This is a genomic window from Agrobacterium sp. DKPNP3 (assembly GCF_052686535.1).
Genome location: NZ_JBQYSN010000056.1, coordinates 20,003 through 31,597, shown reverse-complemented (window position 1 = coordinate 31,597; position 11,595 = coordinate 20,003). Strand labels below are relative to the sequence as shown.

The 11,595-nt window shown below is 57.1% G+C and carries 14 protein-coding genes; 6 read left to right on the top strand and 8 right to left on the bottom strand.

Features of this window, described 5'->3' with window-relative positions:
* On the top strand, positions 1–174 hold a 174-nt coding region (locus ACUTJJ_RS15845), incomplete at its 5' end, for a hypothetical protein (protein WP_445542754.1).
* A gap of 25 nt (positions 175–199) precedes the next feature.
* Here the strand turns inward: ACUTJJ_RS15845 and ACUTJJ_RS15840 are convergent.
* The 8 genes from ACUTJJ_RS15840 to ACUTJJ_RS15805 all read right to left on the bottom strand — a co-directional run bounded on the left by ACUTJJ_RS15840 (position 200) and on the right by ACUTJJ_RS15805 (position 6,413).
* Entirely contained in the window at positions 200–532 is a 333-nt protein-coding gene (locus tag ACUTJJ_RS15840; protein ID WP_144576514.1) for a hypothetical protein, read from the bottom strand.
* 176 nt (positions 533–708) lie between these two features.
* Positions 709–1,419, bottom strand: a complete 711-nt coding sequence (locus ACUTJJ_RS15835; protein WP_209091341.1) for an anti-sigma factor — start codon at positions 1,417–1,419, stop codon at positions 709–711.
* On the bottom strand, positions 1,416–1,958 hold the full coding sequence (locus ACUTJJ_RS15830; RefSeq protein WP_144576512.1) for a sigma-70 family RNA polymerase sigma factor: 543 nt from the start codon (positions 1,956–1,958) through the stop codon (positions 1,416–1,418). The genes ACUTJJ_RS15835 and ACUTJJ_RS15830 overlap by 4 nt, the downstream gene beginning before the upstream one ends.
* Before the next feature lie 122 nt (positions 1,959–2,080).
* Complete coding sequence (locus ACUTJJ_RS15825; RefSeq protein ID WP_063946888.1) at positions 2,081–2,512, bottom strand: DUF2177 family protein; 432 nt, start codon at positions 2,510–2,512, stop codon at positions 2,081–2,083.
* A gap of 90 nt (positions 2,513–2,602) precedes the next feature.
* Entirely contained in the window at positions 2,603–2,980 is a 378-nt protein-coding gene (locus ACUTJJ_RS15820) for a DUF2147 domain-containing protein (protein ID WP_404494660.1), read from the bottom strand.
* A 25-nt stretch (positions 2,981–3,005) separates the two neighbouring features.
* Complete coding sequence (locus ACUTJJ_RS15815) at positions 3,006–4,238, bottom strand: class I SAM-dependent methyltransferase (protein WP_404494659.1); 1,233 nt, start codon at positions 4,236–4,238, stop codon at positions 3,006–3,008.
* On the bottom strand, positions 4,225–5,043 hold the full coding sequence (locus ACUTJJ_RS15810) for a DUF1365 domain-containing protein (RefSeq protein WP_404494658.1): 819 nt from the start codon (positions 5,041–5,043) through the stop codon (positions 4,225–4,227). Before ACUTJJ_RS15810 ends, ACUTJJ_RS15815 begins: the two co-directional genes overlap by 14 nt.
* Positions 5,040–6,413: an NAD(P)/FAD-dependent oxidoreductase gene (locus tag ACUTJJ_RS15805; RefSeq protein WP_404494657.1), complete on the bottom strand. Its 1,374-nt coding sequence runs from the start codon at positions 6,411–6,413 to the stop codon at positions 5,040–5,042. The genes ACUTJJ_RS15810 and ACUTJJ_RS15805 overlap by 4 nt, the downstream gene beginning before the upstream one ends.
* A 210-nt stretch (positions 6,414–6,623) precedes the next feature.
* Between ACUTJJ_RS15805 and ACUTJJ_RS15800 the strand changes: the two genes are divergently transcribed.
* From ACUTJJ_RS15800 to ACUTJJ_RS15780, 5 genes are all read left to right on the top strand, one after another.
* Complete coding sequence (locus tag ACUTJJ_RS15800) at positions 6,624–7,394, top strand: DUF1295 domain-containing protein (protein WP_404495034.1); 771 nt, start codon at positions 6,624–6,626, stop codon at positions 7,392–7,394.
* On the top strand, positions 7,391–8,416 hold the full coding sequence (locus ACUTJJ_RS15795; RefSeq protein ID WP_445542752.1) for an SAM-dependent methyltransferase: 1,026 nt from the start codon (positions 7,391–7,393) through the stop codon (positions 8,414–8,416). The genes ACUTJJ_RS15800 and ACUTJJ_RS15795 overlap by 4 nt, the downstream gene beginning before the upstream one ends.
* 222 nt (positions 8,417–8,638) lie before the next feature.
* Positions 8,639–10,093, top strand: a complete 1,455-nt coding sequence (locus tag ACUTJJ_RS15790) for a sensor histidine kinase (protein WP_404494655.1) — start codon at positions 8,639–8,641, stop codon at positions 10,091–10,093.
* Positions 10,090–10,527 carry a response regulator gene (locus tag ACUTJJ_RS15785; protein WP_063946896.1) on the top strand — a complete coding sequence of 146 codons (438 nt, stop codon included), beginning with the start codon at positions 10,090–10,092 and terminating at the stop codon, positions 10,525–10,527. The genes ACUTJJ_RS15790 and ACUTJJ_RS15785 overlap by 4 nt, the downstream gene beginning before the upstream one ends.
* Before the next feature lie 4 nt (positions 10,528–10,531).
* On the top strand, positions 10,532–11,569 hold the full coding sequence (locus ACUTJJ_RS15780; RefSeq protein ID WP_063946897.1) for a sensor histidine kinase: 1,038 nt from the start codon (positions 10,532–10,534) through the stop codon (positions 11,567–11,569).
* Positions 11,570–11,595: the final 26 nt, after the last annotated feature.

Sequence of the window (11,595 nt, the reverse complement as noted above, 5' to 3'; positions counted from 1 at the left end):
CTCAAGCTCCAGGGCGGGCGCGCACCCTTCCGCTGGCTTGCCAACGGCCGACCGCTGCCAGATCCATCTCATCGCCGCAACAGCGAGTGGCGGCCGGAGGGACAGGGGTTTTCGACACTTACGGTCATAGACGCTGACGGCCGGGCGTCGAGTGTTCGCGTGTTCGTTGAATGAGCGGAGTGGCGATTCGCGCCTGATTTCAAGGCTCCGCCAGATCCGTGGCGTCCTGCCCTTGTTGAGCGGCCTTGAGAGAATGGCTGTCGATACGGTCTTTCAATGACGCGATGACGGCCTCCAGAAACTCCCGCCGCCGCCCGTTTGTCGTCGCCGCCAGCGTCACCTGCAAGCGGCTGCTGATCCTGTTCAGAAAACCAAGATGATCGAAGCGATCGGCGGCGATGTTAACCTCCACCTCGTCCATATAGTGAGCCAGATGCGGTTCGAGCGCCAGATTATTGTCCGTTTGGTAGCAGGCCGCCATCCGTTCGCCCAGCGTGGACATCTGCACGTATGGGCCATATTCGTCGATCATCAAATCTCCTTCCTTCTCCGCAGCGTTTCCAAACGCGGATATACATCCTGACAGGACATAAGAAGAGATTGCAGGCTTTCAACGTTCCCGGCGCGGGCGTTGAATTTTCTGTGTCCGAAAGTGATGTTGCCGGCCTCCCAGCCAGAGAATCTCTGCTGAGGCGCGGCGAAGCGCGGCTATGAAGACCGCGCCGTGCCGACCGCGATGACCGGACCGGTCGCTTGACCGGTGGGCGATCCGCCGAAGGGTTCCACGCTGATGGCGAAGGTCGTGCCCGCCGTTATCTCTTGGCGCATGTTGGCGGGGATGATCAGGTCACCCGTCGCCCCCGGCTGGAATACGCCCAGCGAACGCGTCTTGCCGCCATCCATCACAAGCCACAGTTCCAGTGACTTCTCGTCGCTCTTGCCGGTCGCAACAGGGACGATATGCATTCGTCCCGATTCCGCATCGTAAGATGCGAGCAGATTGACTTGGCTGTCCGTGGTGGCAAGCTCAGCCACAAGCGGTGCGGTGCCCTGCCTGTTATCGGGCAGCGCTGCGTAGACGATGGCTGCCACCGCCGCCGCACTCGTCGCGACTGAAATCCAGCGCCAGAACGATGCCGAATTCCAAAGGCTGCCGTTGTTGTTGGCAGCCTTGCCGCCGAACAGGCGCTCTTCAATGCGGGCAAAAACAGTGGCGCTTGGCACCTGTTCCGCATATTCGGCATTGAAGTCGGAAAACTCGGCTTCCCAGCGCTGCACGAGTTGCGCGAAAGCCCTGTCGTCTTCAATCCGCCGTTCCAGTTCGCGGCGCTTTTCGAGCGGTAAAACGCCAAGCACATATTCGCCGGCGAGTATTTCATCGCGCGAGTGCTTTCCGCCGCTCTGGTCGCCCGTTGTCATCGCTGCATGCACTCTCTAAGTTTGAGAAGACTGCGCCGCAGCCATGTTCTGATGGTATTTAACGGCACGCGTAGCTCTTCTGCGAGTTCGATATAGCTCAAACCTTCGACATAGGCCCGGCGGACCGCCTGTGCATGAACCGTCTCCAGTTGCTTCATGCAATCGTCGATCCTGCGGCCTTCGTCTGTCAGAACGACCTGCTGTTCGGGGTCGCGGACGGACTCGTCAGCCAGATCGTAGGCCTCATCGAGGTCGTCGCCAATCGGTTTGCGTGCCCGGATCGTGTCGATTGCATGATTGCGGGCGATTGCCGCAAGCCAGGTGGTCGGCTTGCCGGCGGTTGTGGCGAAAGTCCGGGCGCGCTGCCAGACCTTGATATAGATTTCCTGCAGGGCCTCTTCGGCGTCGGTTCTGTCGCGCAGGATTTTCATGCAGATGCCGAAAAGCTTCGGGCTGGTTGCCTGATAAAGCGAGACGAATGCTGAACGATCACCCATGCCGACACGGTTGATAAGGGTAGCGATCTCTGTGCCCTGCATTCGAACCTTCCTTGCTGCTCGCCCTTTATAGGGTTGTCTTTCGCAGGAAGACAAGAGACGCCAGACAGGAAGTTCGCGCCATGGCAGAACCGAGGGCGATAGAGTGGTGAATGAACAGGCTGTCATGAGACGCCCGCCGAATTTTCAAGTGGGCCAAGCAGACGCACGGTAACGAGATAACCAATGGTCGCCGCGGCGGCGGAAACAAAAGTTCCCCACACCAGATCGGCAATGGTAAGGGTCGTCGGCCAAGTCTTCAACGTCGCCTGGTTGGTCAGATCGTAGGTGGCATAGGCCATGAAGCCAACAACTGCGCCATAGAGGAGCGCGGACGTCCATTCTCCCGAGAGCAGGGCAGGCCGGACCGCGAGGAACGTCAGCCCCGCAGCGTAGATGAGATAGAAGATGATCGCCGGCGCAGCCCTGAAATTGTCTGCCAGAAGCTCGCCGATGGCCGGTCGGTAAAGGCGCGATGCCATCGTGCTCAGCCAGATGAAATCGATCACCAGAAAGGCGACGAGGGTCAGGACATAGGCGGCGATATAGGTCTTCATCGGTACTTTCCCTTTCAGGACATGAGAGAATGCGAGGTTGGTGTTGAAGCGTTTCAATCAATTGGATCGATGGGACAGCCGAGGAGAATCTCAGTCGATCCTGGTCCAGTCGATGCCTTTGCAAAGGAGGCCGGCGACAATACAGCCTTTCGTGGTCATGCTGTTACCCGCCACCGTTACCGTTAGCTTGTAGGACTTGTCGCGCTGTGGGTCGAAGGCGGTGCCGGAATAGCTTCCAGCCCCACTTTCCTTGATGGTCATGATCAGCCGGTCGCCAGTCTTTTCCTTCGGCGTACCCGGCTTTATCCAGGTATTGGTGGCGCACATGTTTTGCCCGCAGGGAGCAATGGCCACTTTCGCCTTGCCGTCACCGCGCGCCCAATTGCCCTCGATATCCGCTGCCGTAGCGCTGAATGCGGCGAGCAGAGGAACCAGCGCGAATGCGATGTTCAACCTTTTGATGCGCATTGCTTATCTCCGAGTTCGTCGCGCCTCATGGATGTTCGATCGTGTAGAAGCCGACATTGATGGTCCCCTCAATGAAGCCGGCCTCGCAATAACACAGGTAATAATCCCAGAGCCTGCGGAAGCGCTCGTCAAAGCCCAGCAGCGAAATCGTCTGCCACTTCGCATGGAAACGGTGTCGCCAATCTGCGAGGGTGCGAGCATAGGACTGTCCGAAGAGCTCCTTGTCAGTGAGCTTCATGCCGGCTTTGCCGACCGCTTTTTCAAGTGCGCTGTCGGACGGCAGGAAGCCACCGGGGAAAACATATTTCTGAATGAAATCGGCCTTTCGCCGATAGGTATCGAAGCGGTCCTCATCGATCGAAATAATCTGGAGGACTGCGCGGCCGCCAGGTTTCAGGCACCGCTTCAGCGCTTCGAAATAGCTGGGCCAATAGGCCTCTCCGACAGCCTCGAACATTTCGATCGAGACGATCCGATCGAATTGTCCATTCACGTCCCTGTAATCCTGCAGCCTCAGATCGATGGAAGCTGTTTTCTCTGCTTTTACGACCGCTGATGTCGCCCATTGCAATTGTGAGGGAGAGAGCGTGATGCCGGTGACGTTGGAGCCGCTATGCGTCGCGAGATGGATTGCCAGCGCTCCCCAGCCGCAGCCGATCTCCAACACGCTTTCGCCGCCGGTCAGTTGCAGCTTTTCGGCAATGCGATCCAGTTTCCTGAGCTGCGCAGTTTCGAGCGTTTTTGTCGTGTCATCGAAGATTGCCGAAGAATAGAGCATCGAGGAATCGAGCCATTGCCGGTAGAACTCGTTGCCGAGATCGTAATGAGCTTCGATGTTGCGACGGCTGCCGCGTTTTGTGTTGGCGTTCAACGCATGCGCGATCCGGTTGACGAAACGCATCGGCAAACTTCCGCGCGTCGAATTTTCGAAGGCCTCGCGGTTTTGCGCGGCGAAACGGATAAGTGCGGTCAGGTCGGGCGTCGACCAATCATTTTCCATATAGCCCTCGGCAAAGCCGATATCGCCGTTGACGAGAAGCCTGCGGATCGCCCGCCAGTTGTGCAGTACGAGGACCGCCTCGCTGCCTTCGGACTCGCCCGATCGTTCCAGCGTTGTACCGCCTGGGAGGGTGATACGGATTCGGCCACGCTCGATATTGTTCAAGAGCCGGTTGATGAGCCAGATGCCCAAGCGCGGGCCACGGTTCAGGCTGGCATTTTGCACCGGAAGTTCCGACAGATTGTCAAACGGGGTCATGAATCTTGGCCTCGGTTTGCGACGATAATGGTGAAATGAAGGAGATGGGCTCGGCAGGCGGCGGCGGGCGTTTTTGAAGGCCGACGCCCTTGAACCAGATTTTCAAGGCCTCCCAATGGATGCCCAGTACGACCTTGAGTGTCAGAAACGGTATGCGAACGAAGGCTTTGAGGAGCGCACGGTCGGTGAGCTCCTCGCGTCGGGCAAGATGCCGCGCGGTCAAGACGATGCCATCCCTGTCGTAAGTCTGAATAACAATCTTAAGCGTATCGGCAGGGGGCGCGACGCGGAAAACATAGCGCAGCTCCATGTCCATGAAGGGCGAGACGTAGAAGGCTTTGTCGCACCGCTGGACGACCTCATCGTCTTCACGCGTCTCAACGGGGATGAGATAGGAATGTCGCTCACCAAAGGTATTATCCACTTGCCACAGGATTGCCTTCAGCGACATGTCGCGGCCGTAGCAAAAGAACACGCTGAGAGGGTTGAAGGACCAGCCGAGCAGACGCGGCATGGTGAGCAATCGGATCGGCCCTCCGTCGGCGACGATACCCGCCGCGATCATTGCTGTTTCGATCTGGCGGCGAAGATCTGTCCTGCTCCCATTGCCCCGGTCCTTGCGATGAAAAGAAAACAGGTTGAACCGGTCCACGGAGAAAAAATGAAGTTTCCGGTCGAGACGGTCCAATTCGTCGAGATCGAGAAGCAGAGAATAAATGCGATACGCCAGCTTGTGACTTTTGGGCTTGAAGCGAGCATGGGTCACATGGCCTGGAAAGAGTGCAGAGGCGAGGGGAGACGTCATGCAACAGCCTCCACCGGTTCTGCGTCTTTCGCGATCGTTGACATATCCAGCCGGATTATCCGGCCGCTATCGTCGGCAACCTGCCACGGTCGTTTGACCCCACCAAGGTCTTCGGCAACGGCGAGGCCTGCTTGAAGTCCGTCTTCATGAAAGCCGGAGCCGAAATAGGCGCCGCAGAACCAGGTGTTTCGCAGACCCTGCAACGCCCACAGCTGCTGGCGCATCTGTTCGGTGCCTGCGTCGAAAACGGGGTGCTGATAGGTTTCCTCGGCAATTATCTTTCCCTGCTCCGGCTCTCGTAACGGGTTTAGCGTCACGAAAGTGTCGGCGGTGTCTCCGAGCGGTTGAAGCCTGTTCATCCAGTAGGTGATGCTCGGCTGGCCGGCATCCCTCTTGGTGTCCGTCACATAGTTCCAGCTGGACCAGGCGGCGCGACGGCGCGGCATGAATCTGCTGTCGGTGTGTAAGACAGCTCGGTTTTGTGTATAGGCAAATGCGCCGAGAATGCGCCGCTCAAGGGGCGTTGCATCGGCCAGCATGTCGAGGGCCTGATCGGCATGGGCCGCGATCACAACGTCATCGAAATATTCGATTTTTCCATTTCTGCTGACGATCTCCACGCCGTCGGGCAGGCGGTGGATGCGCGTCACGGGAGTTGAGAGGTGAATGCGGTCATCGAAAGGTGCGGTGATGCGTTTGACATATTCTTGCGCGCCACCAACAACTGTGCGCCAGATCGGTCGGTTGCGCAGAAGCAGCAGTCCATGATTGCGGCAGAACTTTATGAAATGTGCCGCCGGGTATCGGCCGACTTCCATCGCCGGCGTTGACCAGATCGCCGCTGCCATGGGGTAGAGGTGATCGTCACGGAACGCCGAGCCATAGTGGTTGCGGGTCAGGTAGTCATCGAGCGAAAGGTCGCCCATGGTGGGCAGATCGCGAGGGGCGTTGCGGTAAAATCGCAGGACGTCGGCAAGCATGGACCAGAAACGCGGCCTGATGAGATTGGATTTCTGTGCGAGAAGGCCAAATCCGGTTCCGCCGGAATACTCGAAGCTGCCATTATCGAGAGATACCGCGAAAGACATGTTGGATGCGGCCGTTGGCACGCCGAGGACTTTGAAAAGTGCGGTGAGGTTGGGGTAGGTCACCTCGTTATAAACGATGAAACCGGTATCGACGTGAACAGGTCCATTATCAGTGTCGAAGGTGACGGTATTGGTATGGCCGCCAATACGGTCAGATGCTTCGAAAACCGTCACATCATGCCGCTGCGACAGAAGCCACGCCGCCGACAGGCCCGAAATGCCCGTGCCTACCACGGCGATCCGGCGCTGGCCCCCGTGTTGTCTCGCTTCAGTGCCGCTCATGTTTCCTCGCCGTTGCATTTCACAAATTTGTCTACGTCTGGCGGCAGATACGGGCGAGTGGCCTGATAAGTTTCAGGCGGCCAATGTTTTTTTGAATTTTTTTCTGAAACCTGAAACTCTTTCGGTGGTTCGGTCGTATTTGCTGTCACGAAACCCGACCTCAACCTTTAAAGTACGGTGACCGGAGCAGTGACGTTTTCTGTGGTAATCATGCTTGCCGTTCTGATGTCGTTGCTTATGGCAGGTGCCTGGGCATTGCAGAGAGCGACGGGCTCGAGCGGCTGGATCGATACCGTCTGGTCAGCCAGCGTCGGCATGGGGGGGATTGCTGCCATCCTTCTGGCAGCAGGCGATGCTCATCGTCGTGTCGCCGTTGCCGCTCTCGTAGTCGTCTGGTCGTTACGGCTCGCAGGACACATCGGCTTGCGCACGCGCGGCGGCGGCGAAGACCCTCGTTACGCAAAGCTTATCGAGGAATGGGGCAGTGCCGCTTCTTTTCGGCTTTTTGTCTTTCTGCAGATTCAGGCCGTGGCTGCCTTCGTACTCGTCCTTGCAGTCTATCTTGCCGCCAGTAACGGCGCCGAGTTTCCGCGCCTCGTCGATTGTTTTGCGATCGCCATCGCGCTTGGCGCGCTTCTGGGCGAAGCGATCTCGGACGCGCAGCTTTCCGCGTTTCGGAAATCTCCCGAAGCCAAGACCGGCGTCTGCGAAGCCGGCCTCTGGCGTTACTCCCGCCATCCCAACTATTTCTTCGAGTGGCTTTTCTGGTGCAGTTTTCCGCTGCTCGCCATTCATGGCCAGGCCGTGTCGTGGGCATCGCTCGCCGCGCCCGCCATGATGTACTGGCTGCTCGTCCACGTCTCGGGCATTCCGCCGCTTGAAGAGCACATGTTGAAATCTCGCGGCGAAAAATTCCGCGCATTGCAGAAGCGTGTCAACGCTTTCTTCCCCGGCCCACGCAAAATCGAGGAAACACCATGAATATGCTTGCCGTCGCCATCAACGCAGCCGAGCGTGCGCCGCTCGCCGATAGCCTCACGCTCGCTGGGATTGACATGCTCTGTGGGCGAACCAAACGACGGCTTGCGAAAATTCCAGCCAAGGCCGAGCTCGATTTCGTGGCGAATATGACGAATTTCCCGGTCGCAAGTCATACCGATGAGGCGAACAAGCAGCACTATGAGGTGCCCGCAGAATTCTTTGCATTGGTCCTCGGGGCTCAGCGTAAATATTCCTGCTGCTATTATCCAAATGCCAGGACAACGCTCGACGAGGCTGAGGATGTCGCTCTGGCTGAAACCGTGGAGCATGCCGACCTGGAGGACCGCATGGACATTCTCGAACTCGGCTGCGGTTGGGGTTCGCTGTCCCTGTACATGGCCGGCCGCTATCCCCACGCCAGGATCACGTCCGTCTCCAATTCTTCATCCCAACGCGAATACATCATGGCGCGTGCGCGGGAACGGGGATTTTCCAACCTGTCGGTCGTAACGGCGGATATGAATGATTTCGCGGTCGACATGCAGTTCGACCGGGTCGTTTCGGTTGAAATGTTCGAGCATATGTCGAACTGGAGCGCGCTTTTTGCGCGCGTGCATTCCTGGCTAAAGCCCGACGGCAGATTTTTCCTGCATGTGTTCAACCATCACAACAGGTCGTATCGTTTCGATCACAACAATTCTGCGGATTGGATTGCGCAGCATTTCTTCACGGGCGGCATCATGCCCGCTTTCGATCTCCCCCGCCGGTTTGATGGTATCTTCAGCGTTGAGCGCGAGTGGCGCTGGTCTGGCTCTCATTATCGGCGTACCGCTCTCGACTGGCTAGCCAACTTCGATCGCGAAATCGACCATATCAGGCCCATCCTGAAGCGCGTTTATGGCAGTGAGGCGCGTCTGTGGGAGCGACGGTGGCGATTGTTCTTTCTAGCAACCGCAGGGCTTTTCGGGCATGATGATGGAGACATCTGGGGTGTAGGCCATTATCTCATGGCGAAGGTTTGATTCCCCTCTCGCGGTCAGCTTAACGGAACGGGCTTGCGAACTTCAGATAAGTGAGGGCGGAGTCAAATAATGATTAAATCATCGGTCGGTTCCATTAGCGCTTAAAAATAAATCATTCGCTTCAAGCGCAGCTGTACTCTAGGTTGGCCCGCGAATTAGCTGCCTACCGGGAATGTTGTTGCTGTGACTGGTTTTTCACCGTTTGCCCAGCGAAGCCTTTTTATGCTTGCTGTCGGCGTTGCGATTTTGATTGGAATGGTCTCCACATCCCTGTGGCTTGTGCAGGTGAACAATCATTATTCCCAGGAGTCGGCGCAGCTCCGTCGTGTGCGTGCAGCAATTCTTGATGTGCTGACCACGATGCAGGACATCGAAACCGGTCAGCGCGGATATCTGCTCACCAATAATCAGGATTATCTGGGGCCATATGAGGAGGCCCTGCAAGGCCTCCCTCAACGCCAGTCAAGACTTCTCGATCTCCTGAAGGACAATGAACAGTACAAGGCGGCTCTTTCAAGCCTGACGCAGGCAATCGATGCGAAGCTCGCGGAAACCCGCGAGACCATTGATTTGCAGCGCGAGGGTCGTATCACTGAGGCGGTTGAGGTCGTTCGTAATAATGACGGCAAACGGTTCATGAACGAGATCAGAACCGTGTTGTCGGATTTGCAGTCGCATACCGACGATCGGCTTCGCATCATCGTTACCGATCAACTTGAGGCCGCCAATACGTTGCGCTGGGTGACGATTGGTGGTGCGGTCGCGATTCTCGCCGTCGTCGGCGGCTCGATCCTGCTTGTCTTCACCTATATCCGCGCGTTGAACAAGTCGCGGGAGGACGTGGACGAACTCAACCGGCATCTTGAGGAACGCGTCGAGGAAAGAACCAGGGATCTTCGTCGTGCCAATCAGGAAATCCAGCGCTTTGCCTATATCGTCACCCACGACCTGCGCGCCCCGCTGGTTAATATCATGGGCTTCCTGTCTGAATTCGACACGTCGCTGAAGCCCGTCACGAGCTATATTCTGGCTGACGGCAAAGGTCCGACAGAAGAGGTCATCCGCGAAGCGCGGCTGGCGGTTGATGAGGATATACCGGAGGCGATCGGCTTCATTCGGTCATCCACCAAAAAGATGGATCAACTGATCAACGCCATTCTGAAGATATCCCGCGATGGCCAGCGCAAGCTGCAGCCCGAAAAGGTGGATATCGAGACGTTGTTGTCGTCACTGTCGGAGACGGTTCGCCATCAGATCAACGCCAATGGCGGTGAAATTGAGGTGGATACGCCGAAGCTGACGATTATCACCGACCGGATATCCCTCGACCAGATCCTTGGCAATCTTTTCGACAACGCCGTGAAGTACCAGATGCCCGGCCGCCCGCTGCGTCTCACGGCACGCGCTTATCCAGCGGGGCGGGGCGCGATCTGCATCGAGGTGGGCGACAACGGACGCGGGATCGGCGAGCAGGATCTCGAACGGGTCTTCGAACTGTTCCGACGGGCCGGAAACCAGGACCAGCCGGGAGAGGGAATAGGTCTCGCGCATGTCCGCTCGCTAATCAGAAATTTAGGAGGTGATATTAAAGTCGAGTCGAAACTTGGTGAGGGCAGCAAGTTCCTCTTGCTGCTGCCGAGTGACCTCAGACGAGTGACAAAGGAAGGCGACAAATGAAAGCGACCGGTCAGGAAGTAACGATCGTGATGATCGAAGACGACGAGGGCCATGCCCGTCTGATCGAGAAAAATGTGCGGCGGGCTGGCGTGAACAACGAGATCGTGCCATTCACACTGGGCGCAAAAGCACTCGATTACATCTTGGGCGAAAGTCGGGATGGCCTTGTCAGCAAGGACCGCTATCTTCTTGTGCTGCTCGACCTCAATCTGCCTGATATGTCGGGCATCACCATTCTTGAGCAGATCAAGAGCAATGAATACACCCGTCGTTTGCCTGTCGTGGTTTTGACGACCACCGATGACGAGACGGAAATCCAGAAATGTTATGATCTGGGTGCGAATGTCTATATAACCAAACCGGTCGATTATGAGGGCTTCGCCAGTGCCATCAAAAATCTCGGCCTGTTCTTCTCCGTAATTCAGATACCTTGAAGGCATGATGGCTCTGCGCGTTTTGTATGTCGATGACGACCCGGCTTTGGCGAGGCTTTCGAGCCGAGTCCTTGGTCGCCATGGGATGGAGGTGGTTCACGCCGCCTCCGTTGCTTCCGGACTCGAGCTTTTTCAAAACGGGCAGTTCGACGTGGTTGTTCTCGACCATTATTTTCAGACGTCGACCGGAATGGAGTTCCTTGCTGCGATACACTCCATACCGTCGCGCGTCCCCGTTCTTTATGTCACCGGATCCAACGAAGCCCGGATTGCCATCGATGCGCTGAAGGCAGGCGCTGCTGACTACGTCATCAAGAATGTCGGGGATGACTTTTTTCCGCTTTTGCTGACCGCCATCAATCAGGCACTGGAAAATCATCGCCTCCGCCAGACGAAGGAGGAGGCGGACCGTCTGCTGGTGACGGCGAAAGAGCATGCGGAAATGATGGTGAAAGAAATGAACCATCGTGTCGCAAACAGTTTGTCGTTGGTGTCGGCCATGATCCGGCTGCAAATAAATACGCTGAATTCCCAGGAAGCGGAAACCGCGTTGCTGGAAACGCAGAGCCGGATTTCCGCCATCGCCGGCGTTCACCGCAGCCTCTATAATACTGCCAATGTCGGCCTCGTTTCGCTGAACTCCTATCTGACCTCGATCATCGGGGATCTGTTCCAGGCGGTGCCCGGATCGTCCTCCATCACGATTGAAACGTCGCTTTGCGAGGTGGACCTCAACGCCGACCATGCCGTGGCGCTTGGTGTCATCATCACCGAGCTTCTGACCAATGCTCTTAAATATGCTTATCCTGACCAGACTGGCACCGTTCGCGTCAATCTCTCCGAGGATAATGGCCAATTCGTTCTGGTTGTCGAGGATGACGGCGTGGGCGTGCAGCCGGGCTCAATTCCTCGCGGCACGGGTCTCGGTACGAAGCTGATCATGGCAATGGCGCAAAATCTTGGCGCGCGGGTTGAACAGACCCACACCCACCCGGAGCTGCAAAAAGGCACCCGGCTGTCGATGATCTGGAACGAGAAATAATGACGGGTTTCCGCCGCCCCGCACGC